Source organism: Sphingomonas sp. (assembly GCF_019635515.1).
Classification (GTDB): Bacteria; Pseudomonadota; Alphaproteobacteria; order Sphingomonadales; family Sphingomonadaceae; genus Sphingomonas.
Window position 1 is genome coordinate 915,979 of sequence record NZ_JAHBZI010000001.1, and the last position, 17,893, is coordinate 933,871.

Below are 17,893 nucleotides of genomic sequence, written 5' to 3' on the forward strand. Positions count from 1 at the left end.
TGGAGGCGCATGGGGGCAAAGGGAGCGTTCGATGAAATCTGGGGCCTGGGCGGCCCTGACCATCCACGCCCCGAATTCGCCGCGCTGTCGCAGTGGGTGGCGGACACGCCCGCCTCCGAACTCCAGCGCCGCCAGCAAGCCGCCGAAACCGCCTTCCGCCAGCTCGGCATCACCTTCGCCGTCTATGGTGACAGCGACGCCGCCGAACGCATCATCCCCTTCGATATCGTCCCGCGCATCTTTCTCCAGAGCGAATGGCAGCGGCTGTCCGAAGGACTGGTCCAGCGCGTCGAGGCGATCAACGCCTTCCTCGAAGACGTCTACGGCGAGGCGCGCATCCTCAAGGAAGGGATCATCCCCCCCGAACTGGTGCTACTCAACGATCAGTTCCGCCCGGAGGTCAACCGCGTCCGCCCGCCGCACGGCGTCTGGGCGCATATCTGCGGGATCGATCTGGTCCGCACCGGGCCCGACGAATTCTATGTGCTGGAGGACAATGCCCGCACGCCCTCGGGCGTTTCGTACATGCTCGAAAACCGCGAGGCGATGCTGCGCCTCTGCCCCGAACTATTTCGCGATTTCCGCGTCGCCGCGGTCGACAGCTATCCTGACATGCTGCTGGAAACCATGCGATCGGTCTCGCCGGGCAGCAAATCGGATCCGGTCTGCGTCGTCCTCACGCCGGGCCATTTCAACTCGGCCTATTACGAGCACAGCTTCCTCGCCGATGCGATGGGCGTCGAGCTGGTCGAGCCGGCCGATCTCGTCGTCGACGACGATATCGTCTGGATGCGCACGATCGGCGGCCGCGTCCGCGTCGATGTCATCTATCGCCGCATCGACGACGATTATCTCGATCCGCTCGCCTTCCGGCCCGACAGCCTGCTCGGCGTGCCCGGCCTGATCGCCGCCTATCGCGCCGGCAATGTCGCGATCCTCAACGCGCCCGGCAACGGCATCGCCGACGACAAGGCGATCTATTCGTACATGCCCGAGATCGTCCGCTTCTATTCGGGCGGCGAAGCCAGACTGCCCAACGTCGAGACCTTCCGCTGCCGCGAGCCGCAGGCGCTCAAATACGTTCTCGATCATCTCCCCGAGCTGGTGGTCAAGCTGGTCGATGGCTCGGGCGGCTATGGTATGCTCGTCGGCCCCACCGCCAGCCGCAACGAGATCGAGCAGTTCCGCGCCGCGCTGGTGGCCGAGCCGCATCGCTATATCGCGCAACCGACGCTGTCGCTGTCGACGGTGCCGACGCTGGTGGAGGCCGGCCTCGCTCCCCGCCACGTCGATTTCCGCCCCTTCGTCCTCACCGGCTCCAACGGTGTGAAGGTGGTCCCCGGTGGCCTGACCCGCGTAGCCCTTCGGGAGGGCTCGCTGGTGGTGAATTCCAGCCAAGGCGGCGGCACCAAGGACAGTTTCGTGCTGATGGATGACGGGGCCGCGTCATGCTGATGCTCTCGCGCACCGCGTCGGCGCTCTATTGGCTCGGCCGCTATGTCGAGCGCGCCGACTTCATCGCCCGGCTGGTCGAAGCCACCGTCCGCCTCGATGCGCTTTCCGCGCGCCCGGCGGGCGAAGCGGCGTGGAAGAGCGCGCTCGCGGTCAGCTACACCGACGAAGCCTTCGCGCTTACCGGCAATCCGCTGACCCAGGCCCATGTCGCCCGCTTCCTGACCCTCGACCCCAGCCATCCCGGCTCGATCGTCCGCTGCCTCGATATGGCGCGCAACAATGCCCGCGCCGTCCGCACCGCGCTGACCCGCGAGGCGTGGACCGCGATCAACCGCGCCTGGCTGCTGTTCCAGAACCGCGCCTCGACCGGCGGCACCACCGCGACGCTCAACCTGGTAGAGCAGGTCAAGGGCGAGACGCGCGGGTTCGAAGGCGCGATCCACCGGATGATGCGCAACGAGCCGACCTTGCTGATCCAGCTCGGTTCTGCGGTCGAGCGCGCCGACAACACCGCGCGGCTGGTCGACGTCAAATATCATCTGCTGCTGCCCAAGGGGGAGCCGGTCGGCGGTGTCGTTGATCGCGATCAATGGACGACGATCCTCCAGACCGTCTCGGCGGTGAACGCCTATCGCTGGGTCTATAATGACGGGCTCCAGCCGCGCAACGTCATCGATCTGCTGCTCAGCCGCGCCGAGCTGCCGCGCAGCCTCGCCGCCTGTGTCGAGGAGACCGTCGGGCTCCTGAGCGCCCTCGCCAAGCGCACCGGCTTGCAGGGCGAGGCCGATCGCATGGCCCGCGCCCGCATGTCGCGCCTGCAAAAGACGCGGACCACCCAGATCATCGTCAGCGGCCTCCACGAATATCTCGGCGCCTTCATCGCCGAGAATGCGATGCTCGACGCCGCCATCGCCCGCCAGTTCCGGTTCACCTGATGCGCATCGCGATAGACCACCGCACCCATTACCGCTTCTCGGAGCCGCAGGCGCGGCTCGTCCAGATGCTGCGGCTGACGCCCTGCGACACGCAGGACCAGACCGTGGTCAGCTGGCACATCGGCGTCGATTGCGACGCGCGGCTGCGCGATGCGACCGACGGCTATGGCAACGCCATCACCATGCTCTATGCCGAGGGCCCGCTCGCGGCGATCGATATCACCGTTACCGGCGAAGTGCTGACCAGCGAAGCGACCGGGGTGATCCGCGACGCGGTCGAGCCGCTGCCACCCCTATTCTATCAGCGGGCCACGCCGCGCACGCTCGCCGATGCGGCGCTGGCCGATTTTGCCGCCGAAGCGGCCAAAGGTGCCGATCGTCTTGAGCGGATGCACCAGCTCAACACCGCGTTGCACCGCCGCTTCCCCCGCGCGCCCGACGCCCCCGATACCGGCGCCACCGCCGCCGAGGCGTTTGCCGCCAAGATCGCCAGCTCGCGCGATATCGCCCAGATGTTCATCGCCGGGGCCCGCAGCCTGCAGGTGCCGGCGCGCTATGTTTCGGGCTACCGCAGCGACGGCGAGGCCAGCCACAGCGCGCCGCATGCCTGGGCCGAGGCGCATATCGAGGGGATCGGCTGGATCGGCTTCGATCCCGTCACCGGCCTGTCGCCCGATGCCAGCTATGTCCGCGTCGCGGTCGGGCTGGATGCGCTCGGCGCGGCCTCGATCGCGGGCATGCGGATCGGGCAGGGCAGGGAAGAGCTGGACGTCGATCTCCACGTCGATCGCCTGGGCGGCGAGGAATAGCCCGATCTCTCTTCCAATGTAGGATTTCATCTGAAAGAACCCGCGCGGCTCTTTCTCATCGTCGTCGCGGATCAGGGTACGCCGCATGCGCAAATGCGCGGCCTGCCGTCCCCAATCTCGCCCGAAATATCGCGAGCGGAGAACCCCCATGGTCAGTGCGACCTTTGGGACCATTCGCGCTTCCGGATCTGGTCAGGCCGCTTCGGTAACCCGCGCCGGCAGCGGCATCGCGAAGGCCTGATCCTCGTCCTCGAGCAGCGACCAGCCGGTCGGCCCGAGCACTTCGATCGGGCGATAGCGCGTCTTGTACGCCATCCGCTCGCTGCCCTTCACCCAATAGCCGAGATAGACATAGGGCAGCCCGGCGGCGCGGCTGCGCATGATGTGTTCCATGATGATGTAATTGCCCAGGCCCGGCCGGGCATCCTCGTCGGCATCGAAGAAGCTGTAGATCATCGACAGACCATCGGCCTGCTGATCGGTGATGCACGCACCGACCAGCTTGCCGGGCTCGCCATCCACCGAAGGCTCGCGATATTCGATCACATAGGAGCTGACCGGCGATTGCTCGACCATGTCGGCATAATCATTCTCGTCCATCGCCGCCATGCCGCCGCCCGGGTGGCGCTTGGCGAGGTAGCGCTGGAGCAGCGCGAACTGCTCCTCGGTCGCCCATGGCTTGCACGCGGTGATCTCGAGATCGGCGTGGCGCCTGATCAGCTTGCGCTGGGTGGCATTGGGCACGAACTGCTCGGCGACGACGCGAACCGAGACGCAGGCGGTGCAGCCCGCGCAGCTCGGGCGGTACGCGACCGACTGGCTGCGGCGGAAACCGATCCTGCCGAGCGCGTCGTTGAGCTCGCCGGCATGGGCTCCCGACAATTCGGTGAAGATCTTCCGCTCCTGCTTGCCCGGCAGATAGGGGCACGGCGACGGGCTGGTGACGAAGAATCTCGGAAAACGGGAGAGTGCGGTCACCGCTTGTTTGCCCCTTCTTTATCGGCCGCCCTGAATCGGCCGTTGGCGGGACTATGAAGCGGGTCGCGGGTGATGAAAAGCCGCTTTACCATGAAAGAAGGTTAACAATTAAGCAGTGCGGAAGATCACGGAAAACAAGCTTTTGCGCCGTTTCGCGGCGGTACGCGAACCGGCGTTGTTAACTTTCTCGCCGCGAGAAAGGCGGCTTGTTGCGGGATCGTATCGCCATTCGCGGGCGATGTGAATCGGCCACGGACTCGGTCCGTCGCACGCCCGATTCGCTTGGTCCGATTGCGAATATGAAAGGCTGTGGCGCCGGGGCCACAGCGATTTTCAGGCGAGTTCGACCAGGTTCACTTCATAGTCGGCGCGGCGCAGCGCCGTCATCAGCCGGTCGAGATGCTCGCGGTCGCGGGTCTCGCATTCGACGTCGAGGCTCAGGCCCTTGGCCGGCAGGTTGGTGAAGATGCGCTGGTGCGAGAGCTCAAGGATGTTGACCGAAAGCTGCTCGAAAATCTGCGCGACCTTGTAGAGCGCACCCGGCCGGTCCTGCAGGCGGATGCGCAGCCGCGCCATCCGTCCCGAACGGGCGAGGTCGCGCAGCAGCACATAGGCGAGCAGCCGCGGATCGATATTGCCGCCGCACAGGACGATGCCGACGGTCTTGCCCTTGAAGCGCTGCGGCTCGCTGAGCAAGGCGGCGAGGCCGGCGGCGCCGGCGCCCTCGACCACCGTCTTCTCGATCTGGAGCAGCAGGCTCACCGACTCCTCCAGCCGGCGTTCGCTGACCAGCACGATATCGTCGACCAGTGCTTCGACCATCCGCGCGGTGATTCCGCCCGGCTCCTTGACCGCGATGCCCTCGGCCAGCGTGTCGCCGCCGCATGGCATCTCGGTGTGATGCACGCGATTGTACATCGAGGGGTAGAGCTCAGCCTGTACGCCGATCACTTCGATGGCGCGGCCTTCGGACTTGGCGACCGTCGCGCAGCCCGAGATCAATCCGCCGCCGCCGATCGGGATCACCAGCGTGTCGATCGCCGGCACGTCGGTGAGCATTTCGAGCCCAACCGTGCCCTGGCCGGCGATGATCCGCGGATCGTCGAACGGATGGACGAAGGTGAAGCCCTGTTCCGCCTCCAGCTCGCGCGAATGGGCATAGGCGGCGTCGAAGGTCTCACCGAACAGGATGACGTTGGCGCCATGCCCCTCGGTCTGCATCACCTTCACCGTTGGCGTGTTCTTCGGCATCACGATCGTGCTGGGGATGCCGAGCCGGGTGGCGTGATAGGCGAGGCCCTGCGCGTGATTGCCCGCCGATGCCGCGATCACGCCCTTGGCGCGCGCCGCCTCGTCGAGCTGGAGCAGCGTGTTGAGCGCGCCGCGCTCCTTATAGGCGGCGGTGAACTGAAGGTTCTCGAATTTCAGATAGACGGTCGCGCCGGTCAGGTCCGACAGCGTCTTGCTGACCAGCGTCGGCGTCCGCACGATCGAGCTGCCGATCCGGTCATAGGCCGCGCGGACATCGTCGATGGATACGGGAAGCTGCGCGTCTGCGCTGATTGTCTTGGTCGCCATGATGACGGCGGCCTAGACCATCTGGCGCAACGGGGAAACACCTCCTATCGCTTGGGCATGACCAAGCTGATCTCGCGCCTGATCGCAGCCTTCGCTCTGTTCCTCGCTCCGATGGCGCATGCCGATGGGCTGATCGACAATGTCAACGGCATCACTCTCGACGAAAAGGGCGAGGTCGTCCGCTTCACCGGCATCCTGTTCGCGCGCGACGGCAAGGTCAGCGCGCTGTTGAAGCGCGGGGACAAGCGCCCCAAAAAGCCCGAATGGAAGATCGACATGGCCGGCAAGACGCTCGTGCCGGGAATGATCGACGGGCACGGGCACGTCATGGGGCTTGGCGATCAACTGCTCCGGCTCGACCTTTCGGCGACCACGTCGCTGGAAGAGGCGCTCGGCAAGATCCGCGACTATGCCGCGGCCAATCCCAACAAATGGATCCTCGGCGGCGGCTGGAATCAAGAGAAATGGCGCCTCGGCCGCTTCCCGACCGCCGCCGAACTCGACAGCGCCGTCGCCGATCGTCCGGTCTGGCTCGAACGCGTCGATGGCCATGCCGGCTGGGCTAACAGCCGCGCGATCGAGCTGGCCGGGATCGGCGCCCCGACCACGGATCCGAGTGGCGGCCGCATCGAGCGCGATGCCAAGGGGGCGCCGTCTGGCGTTCTGGTCGATGGCGCGATGAACCTGCTGACCAAGGCGATTCCGCAGCCGACCCCGCGCGAGCGCAACGCCGCCTTCCTCGCCGCGCAGGAGCGATTGCTGTCGCTTGGCATCACCGCCTCGGCGGATATGGGCACCACGGTCCAGGATTGGCTGACCTATCGCCGGATGGGCGATCTCGGCCTGCTCAAGATGCGGATCATGTCCTATGGCAGCGGCGTCGAGACGGCGCTCGCCGTGGCCGGGCAGGAGCCGACGCCGTGGCTCTACGGCGATCGGCTGCGAATGGGCGGGATCAAGCTCTATGCCGATGGCGCGCTGGGCAGCCGCGGCGCCTGGCTCAAGGCGGATTATGCCGATGCGCCGGGGCAGAAGGGGTTGGGCTTCCTCTCCGACGATCAACTGCTCAATATGATGATCCGCGGGGCGATGGACAATTTCCAGATCGCCGTCCACGCCATCGGCGACCGTGCCAACCAGCAGGTTCTGGACGCCATCGAAATCCTCTCCGACACCTATAAGGGCGACCGCCGCTGGCGCATCGAACACGCCCAGATCGTCGATCCGAAAGACCTTCCGCGCTTTGGCAAGTTCGGAACGATCGCCTCGATGCAGCCTGTCCACCAGACCAGCGACCGGACGATGGCCGAGGCGCGGCTGGGCCCGGACCGGCTCAAGGGCGCCTATGCCTGGCGGACGATGCTGCAGAACGGCGCGAAGCTGGCGTTCGGCTCCGATTTCCCGGTCGAGAGCCCCGATCCCTGGGCGGGCTGGGCGGCGAGCTTCACGCGGATGGACGCGCAGGCGCAGCCCTATGGCGGCTGGCGCCCCGAAGAGGCGGTGACTCGTGAACAGGGTTGGGCGGGTTTCACGACGGGCGCGGCCTATGCCGGATTCGCCGAGACCATGATCGGCCGCCTCGGCCCCGGCATGAAGGCCGACTTCCTGATCCTCGACCGCGACCCGCTGCTCGCCTCACCCACCGATCTGCGCGCGACGCAGGTGTTGGAGACCTGGGTCAACGCCCAGCGGGCCTGGCGCAGGAAATAGCGTTTCGCCGGCGATTCCGCCCGGCAGCCGGGCCATTCGTGGCATCTGGCGGGCGTGACGGCGCAAGAATCTTGCGGCCTGCCATGCCGGGCGCGAGATGTGGTGCACTTCATCGCGCGAAAGGTTATGCTGGTGGCTATGAACGACCGTCGAGTATCCGCTTCGCCTTCGTCTTCTCTGTACACGCGCCGCAGCACGCTCGCGATGCTGTCCTCGACCGCGATGCTCGCCGCGTGCAGCAGCGGTGGTAGCACTGGCGGTGGCGGGCCGGCGCCCACGCCGACGCCGACCCCTACGCCGACTGCGACGCCCACCCCCACCACGGGGCCGGCATGGTTCAGCTACGGTCGCGATGCGCAACACACCGGCGTGAGCGCGATCGCGTCGCAGGATCTCGGCCGCATCAGCTGGTCGTCGGCGGTGGACTTGGCGCCGCAATACACGCCGTCCGGCGCGCTGCTCACCCATTACGGCTCACCGGTCGTCACCACCAACAACACCATCGTCATCCCGGTGAAGACCACCGCCACCGGCGGCTTCCGCGTCGAAGGCCGCAACGGCGCGACCGGCGCGGTCATCTGGCAGACCGCCACCGATTATGTGATGCCGCCGCGCAACTGGCTGCCGCCCTATAATGTGCTGCTCACGCCGCAGGGCCGCCTCTATGCGCCGGGCAGCGGCGGCAAGCTGCTGATGCGTGCCGATGCGGACGCCGCCGCAGGCACCTTCGTTACGCACGTCTTCTACGGAGCGGCGACGTACAACGCCAATGCCGCGGCGTTCGATGCCACCGTGTTCATCAACACCCCGCTCACCGCCGATGCCGCAGGTAACATCTTCTTCGGTTTTGTGGTGACCGGCACGAATCCGGCCGGACTGGTCAGCGGCATCGCCCGCGTCGCGCCCGACGGCACGGGAACCTGGGTCAGCGTCGCTACCGCCGCCGGCGACCCCACCGTCGTCAAGCCGGTGATGAATTGCGCGCCCGCGCTCTCGCCCGATGGCGCCACGGTCTATATCGCGGTCAACCGGGGCTCGACCACCGCAACGCAGAACGGCTTCCTGCTCGCGCTCAACAGCACCACGCTGGCGACCCGTGCCGCCGCCCCGCTCAACGATCCCAACACCGGCGGCCGAGCCCGCCTGAGCGACGACGGCACCGCCTCGCCGGTGGTCGGCCCAGATGGCCGCGTGTTCTACGGCGTGCTGGAGACGACCTTTCCGACGCACAATGCGCGCGGCTGGCTGCTCCAGTTCGATGCCCTGCTCAATCCGGTCGGCGTTCCGGGCAGCTTCGGATGGGACGTGTCGCCCAGCGTCATCCCCGCCTCGATGGTGCCATCCTATACTGGCACATCGACCTATCTGCTCGCGCAGAAATATAACAATTACGCCGGCGTCGGCACCGGTGACGGGCTCAACCGGCTCGCCATCGTCGATCCGCGCGGAAGCCAGGCCGACCCGATCGTGCCGGCCGTGCAGGTGATGCGTGAAGTGCTGACGATCGTCGGGCCAACGCTCGACGGCACCACCGCCAATTCGCGTCGCGAATGGTGCATCAACACCATGGCCGCCGATCCGCTGCGCCGCTCGATCCTCGCCAATAACGAGGATGGCGTGCTGTATCGCTGGGATATGGCCACGAACACGCTGTCGCAGAGCGTGCGACTCAACACCGGCCTGGGTCAGGCCTATACGCCGACGCTGGTTGGCGCCGATGGCGCGGTCTACGCGATCAGCAACGGCACCCTCTACTCGATCCGCGCCTGATTGCCGCCGCCGTCAGCGGCGGAACGGATCGCTGAAGCGCGGATCCTTGATCAGCGCGTCGTCGTTCAGCGTCATCAGGAAGGCGACCAGCGCGGCCTTGTCCGCCGCGCTGAGGTTCAGCCGCCGCGGCGCGCGACCCTCGCGCAGGCGATGGTCGAGCGCCGGACCGTCCTGCACGCCATGATCGTAGAATTCGACCACCTCCGCCAGCGTCTGGAAGCGGCCGTCGTGCATATACGGGCCGGTCAGGCCGACGCTGCGCAGCGATGGCGCCTTGAACAGGCGCTTCTCGCCGGCATCGAGACCGTTGCTCCCCGAATCCGCGGCCAGCGCGAATGTCGGCGGCAGGTGACATGAGGAGCAATTCGCGCCGCCTTGGGCTGCGCTGGTCATGAACAAATGCCGCCCGCGATTCTCCGCCGCGGTGAAGTTCGGCAGATCCCTGTCCAGCGCGCGGTTCGGTGCGGTGGGGGAGAAGACCCGCGCATAACCCTGATCCCAGCGGCTTGAGCTTGAGATCATCGCGCGGAGGAACTGGGCGAGCGCCTGCTGAATGCGCGGCTCGGTGATCGCGGGGCTGCCGAACGCCCAGGCGAAGAGATCGGGATAGAGTTCGGTCGCGGCCATCTTCCGCATCAGCGCGTCGAGCCCGCCGGCGGGGCCGCCCCATCCCAACTCGATCAGGCTGTGGAGCGGATGGCTCGCCTGCGCCTCGACGCTGGCGGCGCGCCGGTCCCAGAAAGTGGTGCCGGGCTGCCAATAGCGGAGATTGCCGAGCCGCATCGCGTGGAAATCGGTGATCGCGGCGGTGCTGATCCCGTTGCTGAAGCGCATCGGATCGGTGAAGCCGAACCGCTGCTGATGGCACGACGCGCACGAAGCGTGATTGTTGGTGCTCAGCCGCAGATCGTAGAACAACACCCGCCCAAGCGTCGCCACGCGATTATTTACGGCGTTGGTCGCCGGGCTGTTGTCCAGCGCCTTAACCGTCGCGTCGAAATAGGCGGGCAGGCGGGGATTGGCATAATCGGCGACATTGGCGAAATCGATGGTGGTCAGCCTGGCGACGCCCGCCGGGGTGACCGGAGATTTGCTCCCGCCGCCGCACGATGCCAGCGCCAGCGTCAGGGCGCTCGCCGCAGCCAGGATCATGTTTCCCCGGCGCATCGTTCAGGCCACGCCCATGCCGCGTGTGGCATTGCGCGGGGTCGCGAGCTCTTCCGGCGACATATAATCGGCAAGGGTGGCGGCCTTATGGAAAGGCCGGGTCTCGATCCTGTTCGTGAACGCCATCACCCGCATCGCCTGTCTCATTTGCCGAGCTTGCCGCATTTGGCGGCTCAGCGGAACGACGAACCAGCAACTATTTGCGCGGGATACCGCGCGCCAACGAAAAGAGCCGCGGCCCCTTGCGGAACCGCGGCCCTCAGCCCCCGCTGTATTTCGTGGTCAGGCGACCGCCGGGATCGCCTGCTCGCCACCTTCCGGCTCACGCAGCACATAGCCGCGACCCCAGACGGTCTCGATATAGTTCTCGCCTTCGGTCGCCATGCTCAGCTTCTTGCGCAGCTTGCAGATGAAGACGTCGATGATCTTGAGTTCGGGCTCGTCCATGCCGCCATAAAGGTGGTTGAGGAACATTTCCTTGGTGAGCGTGGTGCCCTTGCGGAGCGAAAGCAGCTCCAGCATCGCATATTCCTTGCCGGTCAGGTGCACGCGGGCGCCATCGACCTCGACGGTCTTGGCATCGAGGTTCACGGCCAGCTTGCCGGTACGGATGACCGACTGCGAATGCCCCTTCGAGCGGCGGACCACGGCGTGAATGCGCGCTACCAGCTCTTCGCGGTGGAACGGCTTGGTGACGTAATCGTCGGCGCCGAAGCCGAAGCTGCGCACCTTGGAATCCATTTCGTTGATGCCCGAGAGGATCAGCACCGGCGTCTGCACGCGGGCGACGCGAACCTTCTTGAGAACGTCATACCCGTGCATGTCGGGCAGGTTCAGATCGAGCAGGATGATGTCGTAATCATAGAGCTTGGCGAGGTCCAAACCCTCTTCGCCCAGGTCGGTCGTGTAGACGTTGAAGCCTTCGGTCGTGAGCATCAGCTCGATCGCCTTGGCGGTCGACGGCTCGTCCTCGATCAGCAGCACGCGCATGCCAGTTCCCCTTGCCCACCGAACGCTTTCCACCCTCATGGCGGGGTCGTCCTGAGCGATTCATTAACCTAAAGCTGTCTGAAGGCAAAAGGTTAATTTCTTCCTAACCCGCAGAAATCCACGAGTCGTGGGAAACCACGTAACTGGAGGACTCGGATTCGTTACGGAGTCGAGTCACTTAATGGGTTTGCTGTACCGTCAGTGCGCATCGGCGCACAATCGCCTGAGACGATCTGAGAGAAACGCGATCAGCGTTTCGACACGCGCCGGGCGCAGCGTGCCGGGCGGCGTGACCAGATGGAGCCCGGCCGCGCCCGCCGACCATTCTGCAAGCACGGCTTCGAGCCGGCCGGCGGCAATGTCCTGATCGACGATGAAGCCGGGCAATACCGCGACTCCGAGGCCGGCGCGCAACGCCGGCAGCATCGCCTCGCCATTGTCGGTACGCAGCGGTCCCTGGACGCGCACCGACGCTTCCTCGCCGCCCGCCCTGCGGAAGCGCCAGACATCGGGGTTGGCGAGGTTGGCATAAGTGAAGCAGGCGTGGCCGCTGAGATCGGCGGGGTGGCGCGGACGGCCATGCTTGTCGAAATAAGCGGGCGCGGCGACGATATGGGCAGTGACCGCACCCAAGCGGCGCGCGCGCAGCGAAGAATCCGGCAGCTCCGCAATCCGGATCGCGACGTCGACGCCCTCGGCGACGATATCGATGCGGGCGTCGGACAGGCGCAGGTCGATCTGGATGCCGGGATGGTCGCCAAGGAACTCGGCCAGCAGCGGCCCAAGATGCTTGATCCCGAAGGTCAGCGGTGCCGCCATGCGCACCAGCCCGGCGGGTGCGCTGGCGGATTCGAATGCAGCTTCCTCGGCGGCTTCGCCCTCCGCGCGGATGCGCTGGGCGTGATCGGCAAGCGCCCGGCCGCTGTCGGTGAGGGTCAGGCGGCGCGAGGTGCGGTGGAAGAGGGTGGTGCCGAGCCGCGCTTCCAGCCGGCTGATCGCCTTTGAGACGGTCGCCTTGGACACGCTGAGCGCATCGGCGGCGGCACTGAACGAGCGATGCTCGACGACGGCGGCGAACACCGCCCATGCTTCGAAATCAGGCAGCTTCATCGCGAAACAATCCGTTTCCAATGTTTCTATTTATGCGCTGATACATCCTCCTATCTCGGGGTTCAAGAAATGAAAGGTCATCACCATGATCGACACGCAGACCAAACCGAAGATTGATCGCCGCACCTTTGAAACCCTCGGCCATGCCGATCACGGCTGGCTCAATGCGCGGCATCATTTCAGCTTCGCCAATTATCATGATCCCAGGCGCATGGGTTGGGGCTCGATCCGGGTTTGGAACGACGACGAGATCGCCGCCAATTCCGGTTTCCCGCCGCATCCGCATCAGGACATGGAGATCATCACCTATGTCCGCACCGGCGCGATCACCCATCAGGATTCGATGGGCAACAAGGGCCGCACCGGTGCGGGCGACGTTCAGGTGATGAGCGCGGGGACCGGCGTTCGCCATGCCGAGTACAACCTCGAGCCGGAGACGACGACGCTCTTCCAGATCTGGATCCTGCCGCGCGAGCGTGGCGGACAACCCAGCTGGGGCGCCAAGCCGTTTCCGAAGGGCGATCGCGGCGGCAGGTTCGTCACGCTCGCCAGCGGCTTTGCTGGCGATGACGATGCCCTGCCGATCCGTGCCGACGCCCGCGTGCTCGGCGCGTCGCTGAAGGCCGGCGAGCGTGTCACGTACGAAGTGGGGGAGGGGCGGCACGCCTATCTCGTTCCCGCGGTGGGCGTGATCGAGCTCGATCCCGGATCGGAGTCCGGAGTCGGCGCCCAGCGGATCGACGCCCGCGACGGCGTCGCGCTGTCGGGCGGCAGCTACACGATCACCGCGATCGAGGATGCCGAGATCGTCCTCGTCGACGCCGACTAAGACCCCCCGTCCGCCGCGCTTTTCCCTGGGGCGCGGCGGACACCCCCGATCTGCAAGGAATTCCCAAATGTCCAAGGTCCTCGTTCTCTATTATTCTTCCTACGGTCATATGGAGCAGATGGCCGATGCCGTTGCCGATGGCGCGCGCTCTGCCGGCGCGGAGGTCGATATCCGCCGCGTGCCCGAGACCGCGCCGCCGGAAGTCGTCGCGGCCGCGCATTTCAAGGCGGACAGCGCGCACCCGGTGATCGAGAGCCCTGACGCGCTCAAGGACTATGACGCGATCATCGTCGGCGCGCCGACGCGGTTCGGTCGGATGGCGAGCCAGATGGCGAGCTTCTGGGACACGGCCGGCGGGCTGTGGATGAGCGGCGCGCTGCACGGCAAGGTCGGCGGTGCCTTCACTTCGACCGCAACCCAGCATGGCGGACAGGAGACGACGCTGTTCAGCATCATCACCAACCTGCTCCATTTCGGCATCACCATCGTCGGCCTCGATTATGGTCATCAGGGCCAGATGGCGGTGGACGAGGTGGTCGGCGGCGCCCCCTATGGCGCGACCACCGTGGCGGGCGGCGACGGCAGCCGCCAGCCGAGCCCGATCGACCTGGACGGTGCGCGCTATCAGGGCCGCCGGATCGCGGAGATCGCGGCCAAGCTCTCCGCCTGATCGCGCGGGCCCCGGAACTGGCGGCGCGACCTCCGGGATCGCGCCGTCAGCCTTAAATCCCGCTACCATGGTTGGGCAAACAATCCGGAAGCGCCTGCCATCGAGCGCGCGTCCGCAGCTGCAAGATGTCGGCCTCTTTGATGCCAGCGGCGGGACGGTGCCGCGCTGCGTGCTGGCCCGTGAAATTGCCGCTTTCTAGAGGCGCCGCCGCACTGATGGATATCCTGCCGGGCAGAACGATCGATAATGGTTTAAAATACCGCCTTCGTGGAGCGCAATGTCGAGGGATTGGTCGACTTTGGCGATACGCCATTGCGCACCCTAGTGAGCCAGATATCCAATGTTACGGTTCTTGTGGTGTACCGACCGTAACGTTTCCGCAATTCGCGGATGCATGACATATGCTCATTATTTAGGGGGTGTTTCATGAAAGCAAACATTTTTTACATGGCGGCAATCGCCGGGATGCTGGTGACGGCGCCCGCATTTGCGCAAAACCAGCCCCAGACCATCGATGTGAACGCCGGGCCGATCTGGAATCAGCCGGATGCCAACGCCAAATGCCCGAAGGTGGCGGGCGATTACGGCGGCAAGTGGAATGGGCAGTGGAAAACGACCGTGCCCGGAAAGATGTCGGTTTGCGGCGTGACTTTCTACACGCGCGATGTCGAGGCCGGCCCGATCTGGAACCAGTCCGACGCCAACGTCAAATGCCCCGCCGCCACCAGGAAGGCCGGCGGTGTGTGGAACGGCCAGTGGAAAACGACCGTGCCCGGCAAGATGTCGGTTTGCGGGGGACGTTTCCCGACGGCTTGACGCCCCTGCGGGCGCTTCGGCGCCGGCGGTGGATGGACGGCTTTCGGGCGGCGGCTGGAACCTTCGGGTCCCGGCCGCCGTTTTGTCATTCGTTGCGCCTCCGCAACCAAGGCGTCATTATGGCGCGCAGAGTCTGAAAGGATCGAGCCATGATCGCACGCATTTCCGCCCTCGCCATTGCCCTCGCCATCCCGGCCACCGCGGCGTTGGCCAATAGCCATGAAGCCCCGGCCGCTCAGCGCGGCGTCGATGGGCGCAACGTCACCCGCGTGTTTCACAGCGGACCCGGTTCGTTCGAACAACTCGACAGCGGCCGCTGGATCGAATTCGGCGACGATGGCCGGCTGATCAACCAGTTCGAGGAGCGCAGCCGCGACGCCAATCGCATCGAACTTTTCGATCCGGCGCGCGGTGTGCGCGTGTGGATCGATCTGCGCACCCGCGAGATCGGCGGTCTCTCTCCCCGCAGCGGGCCGCAATTGCTCTACCGCATCCTCGACATGGATGCCGGTGAGCGCGGCCGTGGCTGGCGCGGCCGGCGGGGCGGTGGCGGCAATGGCGGCTGGAACGGCGGCAACAATGGCGGTGGCTGGGGTCGCGACAATGTCCGCGATTATGAAGTCGGGCCGATCTGGAACCAGCGCGACGCCGAGCGCAAATGCCGTGACAAGGCTCGTGAGCTTCGCGGCGAGTGGAATGGCCAGTGGCGCACCACCGTGCCGGGCCGCATGTCGGTGTGCGAGATCGAGACCGGGCGCGGCGGCGGCTGGGGCCGCGACAATATTCGCAATATCGAGGTCGGACCGATCTGGAACCAGCGCGACGCCGAGACCAAGTGCCGCAACAAGGCGCGCGAGATGCGCGGCGAATGGACCGGTCAGTGGCGAACCACGGTTCAGGGCCGGATGTCGGTCTGCGAGATCCGCTTCCGCTAAGCTGGCGCTCCGCCGCCCGTGATGGCATGGGCGGCGGATGTTCAAGGATCGCGTTCTCTTCATCGATGGCGAAGCGCTGGTGATCGACAAGCCCGCCGGGCTGCCCGTCGATCGCCCGCGCGATCGCTCGCGCAGCCTGGAGGACATGCTCGGCGAGCTGACCTTCGGCTTTCAGCGGCTGCCGCTGCCTGTCCACCGGCTCGACCGTGATACCAGCGGTTGCCTGCTGCTCGCGCGCAACCCCAAGGCGCACAAGCGTTTCGGGCAGGCGTTCGAGCAGGGGCTGGTGACCAAGCGCTATGTCGCGGTGCTCGATGGCGAGCCGGAGGGCGATAGCGGCGAGATCGATCTGCCGCTGATCAAGATTTCCTCGGAAGAGGAGGGCTGGCGGATGACCGGCGATCCGACAGGCAAGCCGGCCTTCACCCGCTGGGAAGTGATCGAGCGGGTCAAGGGCAAGGCGATGGTCGCCTTCTTCCCGAAGACCGGACGAACGCACCAATTGCGCGTCCACGCCGCCGAGGGGCTGGGCCTGCCGATCCTCGGTGACCCGGTTTACGGCGCGGGTGGCCCGGCGGTGATGCTCCACGCCGCCGAGCTGATCGTGCCGCGCGAAGGCAAGCCGGATGTGAAGGCCGAGGCGCCGCTCCCCTTGCGCTTCCATAATATCGGCTTCGGCCGTGGCTGAATGGCCGGAAGAGGCGATCGTCGAGGAGAAGTTCCTCGCCGCCTCGGGACCCGGCGGCCAGAACGTCAACAAGGTCGCAACCGCGGTGCAACTGCGCGTCAACGTCTTCGCGCTGGGGCTGCCAATCTATGCCTATCAGCAATTGAAGACGCTGGCCGGCACCAGGATGACCGCCGCTGGCGAGCTGGTGATCACCGCGCGCAAGTTCCGCACCCAGGAGGCCAACCGTGCCGATGCGCGGGCGCGGGTGGGTGAGTTGCTCGACAAGGCGATGGAGCGTCAGGCGCGGCGGGTGAAGACCAAACCAAGCAAGGCCGCCAAGGCGCGGCGGGTGGACGAGAAGAAGGGGCGTAGTGCGGTCAAGGCCGGGCGGGGCAGGGTCAGCCTCGACTAAACCGGCTGCTCGCGCCAGTGGCGCGGGCTTTTGCCGGTCCAGCGCTTGAACGCGCGTGAAAAGGCGCTGGGATCGGAAAAGCCGACCAGATAGCCGGTCTCGTTGACGGAGGTTCGTCCGCCTTCGAGATAATGGATCGCCATCCGGCGGCGCAGATCGTCGAGCAGGGCCTCGAAGCCGATCCCTTCGCCTTTCAGGCGGCGATAGAGCGATTGGCGGCTCATCCCCGCCTGCCGCGCGATCGCCTCCATCGTGATCTCGCCGCGATGGAGCATCGGGATCAGCATCGCCTCTATCCGCCCGCGCATCGTCCGCGCGTCCTCAAGGCTACGCATCAGCTGGTCGGCATGGGCGCTGAGGACGCCGAAGGCGTAGACGCTGGGGTTATGCAGCTCGATGCCGAGCCAGCTCGGATCGATCTCGATGGCATTGCGGGCGGCACCGAAGGTGACCGGTACGTCGAGCACTTCCCGATAGGCGTCGCGATGCTCGGGCGCGGCATGAGTGACCTGGACCGACAGCGCGAACGGCGCATCGGGGAAGTGGCGGCGGGTCTCGCCGATGAAGCGCGCCCAGGTCGCCTCGGTCATCTCTGGAAATTCGTTGGGATCGCGGCGCATATCCTCCAGCAGCAAGCCGTTGCCTTGTGGCACGATCCGGAAGCGCGGGCCGGCCGCGGGCACATCGACTTCCGCGACGAGCCGGCCGTAGCGGTTGAGCTCGGTCAGCGCCGCGTCCATCGTCGGCGAGGCATAGCAGATCAGCCCTACAATCGAGAATTCGCGGAAATCATTGGCCGCGCCGAGATGCAGCGCCAGCGCGGGCATATCGCACAGCATCTTGGCGGCGCGCATCAGCGCGACATAATTGGCAAGCGGTATGCGCGCATCGGAATCCGTCAGGTCCGCCGCCGCCACGCCGGAGCGCGCCTCGAGGGCCGCCGCGTTCGCGCCGTGCGCCAGCGCGAACTGCATCAAATGCCGCGTATAGCCGCCCGACACGGTCGGTGCCGCGAATTGGCCCGCACGATCATGTTTGTTGGTCTTTGCGGTCATGTTC

At 66.1% G+C, this 17,893-nt stretch carries 18 protein-coding genes; 11 read left to right on the forward strand and 7 right to left on the reverse strand.

What is annotated here, in order from left to right; translation table 11 throughout:
* The first annotated feature begins 9 nt into the window (after window positions 1-9).
* The 3 genes from KF730_RS04570 to KF730_RS04580 are packed head-to-tail and all read left to right on the forward strand — an operon-like array spanning window position 10 to window position 3,199.
* Window positions 10-1,455 carry a circularly permuted type 2 ATP-grasp protein gene (locus KF730_RS04570; protein ID WP_294092557.1) on the forward strand — a complete coding sequence of 482 codons (1,446 nt, stop codon included), beginning with the start codon at window positions 10-12 and terminating at the stop codon, window positions 1,453-1,455.
* Complete coding sequence (locus KF730_RS04575) at window positions 1,455-2,390, forward strand: alpha-E domain-containing protein (protein WP_294095706.1); 936 nt, start codon at window positions 1,455-1,457, stop codon at window positions 2,388-2,390. The genes KF730_RS04570 and KF730_RS04575 overlap by 1 nt, the downstream gene beginning before the upstream one ends.
* A complete protein-coding gene (locus tag KF730_RS04580) occupies window positions 2,390-3,199 on the forward strand; it encodes a transglutaminase family protein (protein WP_294092558.1) in 810 nt (269 codons plus the stop codon). The genes KF730_RS04575 and KF730_RS04580 overlap by 1 nt, the downstream gene beginning before the upstream one ends.
* 192 nt (window positions 3,200-3,391) lie before the next feature.
* Here KF730_RS04580 and KF730_RS04585 read toward each other — a convergent pair whose 3' ends face one another.
* Together KF730_RS04585 and KF730_RS04590 are read right to left on the reverse strand one after the other, a co-directional pair.
* On the reverse strand, window positions 3,392-4,177 hold the full coding sequence (locus KF730_RS04585; protein ID WP_294092559.1) for an arginyltransferase: 786 nt from the start codon (window positions 4,175-4,177) through the stop codon (window positions 3,392-3,394).
* A 333-nt stretch (window positions 4,178-4,510) separates the two neighbouring features.
* The gene (locus KF730_RS04590) at window positions 4,511-5,755 is read right to left on the reverse strand and encodes a threonine ammonia-lyase (RefSeq protein ID WP_294092560.1); all 1,245 of its coding nucleotides are present in this window, start codon (window positions 5,753-5,755) and stop codon (window positions 4,511-4,513) included.
* 57 nt (window positions 5,756-5,812) lie between these two features.
* Between KF730_RS04590 and KF730_RS04595 the strand changes: the two genes are divergently transcribed.
* Both KF730_RS04595 and KF730_RS04600 read left to right on the forward strand, forming a co-directional pair.
* Window positions 5,813-7,465: an amidohydrolase family protein gene (locus KF730_RS04595; protein ID WP_294092561.1), complete on the forward strand. Its 1,653-nt coding sequence runs from the start codon at window positions 5,813-5,815 to the stop codon at window positions 7,463-7,465.
* A 138-nt stretch (window positions 7,466-7,603) separates the two neighbouring features.
* A complete protein-coding gene (locus tag KF730_RS04600; protein ID WP_294092562.1) occupies window positions 7,604-9,235 on the forward strand; it encodes a hypothetical protein in 1,632 nt (543 codons plus the stop codon).
* Between the two features lie 12 nt (window positions 9,236-9,247).
* Here KF730_RS04600 and KF730_RS04605 read toward each other — a convergent pair whose 3' ends face one another.
* The 4 genes from KF730_RS04605 to KF730_RS04620 all read right to left on the reverse strand — a co-directional run bounded on the left by KF730_RS04605 (window position 9,248) and on the right by KF730_RS04620 (window position 12,502).
* Entirely contained in the window at window positions 9,248-10,402 is a 1,155-nt protein-coding gene (locus KF730_RS04605) for a cytochrome c peroxidase (RefSeq protein ID WP_294092563.1), read from the reverse strand.
* 3 nt (window positions 10,403-10,405) lie between these two features.
* On the reverse strand, window positions 10,406-10,549 hold the full coding sequence (locus KF730_RS04610; protein ID WP_294092564.1) for a hypothetical protein: 144 nt from the start codon (window positions 10,547-10,549) through the stop codon (window positions 10,406-10,408).
* A gap of 135 nt (window positions 10,550-10,684) precedes the next feature.
* Window positions 10,685-11,392, reverse strand: coding sequence for a response regulator transcription factor CtrA (gene ctrA / locus KF730_RS04615; RefSeq protein ID WP_294092565.1), 708 nt, complete (start codon window positions 11,390-11,392; stop codon window positions 10,685-10,687).
* Between the two features lie 198 nt (window positions 11,393-11,590).
* Window positions 11,591-12,502 (reverse strand): LysR family transcriptional regulator, encoded by a 912-nt coding sequence (locus KF730_RS04620; RefSeq protein WP_294092566.1) that lies wholly within the window; start codon window positions 12,500-12,502, stop codon window positions 11,591-11,593.
* Window positions 12,503-12,587: 85 nt separating this feature from the next.
* Between KF730_RS04620 and KF730_RS04625 the strand changes: the two genes are divergently transcribed.
* From KF730_RS04625 to arfB, 6 genes are all read left to right on the forward strand, one after another.
* Complete coding sequence (locus KF730_RS04625; RefSeq protein ID WP_294092567.1) at window positions 12,588-13,331, forward strand: pirin-like bicupin family protein; 744 nt, start codon at window positions 12,588-12,590, stop codon at window positions 13,329-13,331.
* Window positions 13,332-13,398: 67 nt separating this feature from the next.
* Complete coding sequence (wrbA, locus tag KF730_RS04630) at window positions 13,399-14,001, forward strand: NAD(P)H:quinone oxidoreductase (protein ID WP_294092568.1); 603 nt, start codon at window positions 13,399-13,401, stop codon at window positions 13,999-14,001.
* Between the two features lie 447 nt (window positions 14,002-14,448).
* Window positions 14,449-14,817 (forward strand): mannan-binding lectin, encoded by a 369-nt coding sequence (locus tag KF730_RS04635; protein WP_294092569.1) that lies wholly within the window; start codon window positions 14,449-14,451, stop codon window positions 14,815-14,817.
* Window positions 14,818-14,966: 149 nt separating this feature from the next.
* Window positions 14,967-15,752 carry a mannan-binding lectin gene (locus KF730_RS04640; protein ID WP_294092570.1) on the forward strand — a complete coding sequence of 262 codons (786 nt, stop codon included), beginning with the start codon at window positions 14,967-14,969 and terminating at the stop codon, window positions 15,750-15,752.
* A gap of 37 nt (window positions 15,753-15,789) precedes the next feature.
* Complete coding sequence (locus KF730_RS04645) at window positions 15,790-16,440, forward strand: RNA pseudouridine synthase (RefSeq protein ID WP_294092571.1); 651 nt, start codon at window positions 15,790-15,792, stop codon at window positions 16,438-16,440.
* Window positions 16,433-16,834 carry an alternative ribosome rescue aminoacyl-tRNA hydrolase ArfB gene (gene arfB, locus KF730_RS04650; protein ID WP_294092572.1) on the forward strand — a complete coding sequence of 134 codons (402 nt, stop codon included), beginning with the start codon at window positions 16,433-16,435 and terminating at the stop codon, window positions 16,832-16,834. Before KF730_RS04645 ends, arfB begins: the two co-directional genes overlap by 8 nt.
* Here arfB and KF730_RS04655 read toward each other — a convergent pair.
* Window positions 16,831-17,889, reverse strand: a complete 1,059-nt coding sequence (locus KF730_RS04655; RefSeq protein WP_294092573.1) for an AraC family transcriptional regulator — start codon at window positions 17,887-17,889, stop codon at window positions 16,831-16,833. The two genes, arfB and KF730_RS04655, sit on opposite strands and share 4 nt — an antisense overlap.
* Between the last annotated feature and the right edge of the window lie 4 nt (window positions 17,890-17,893).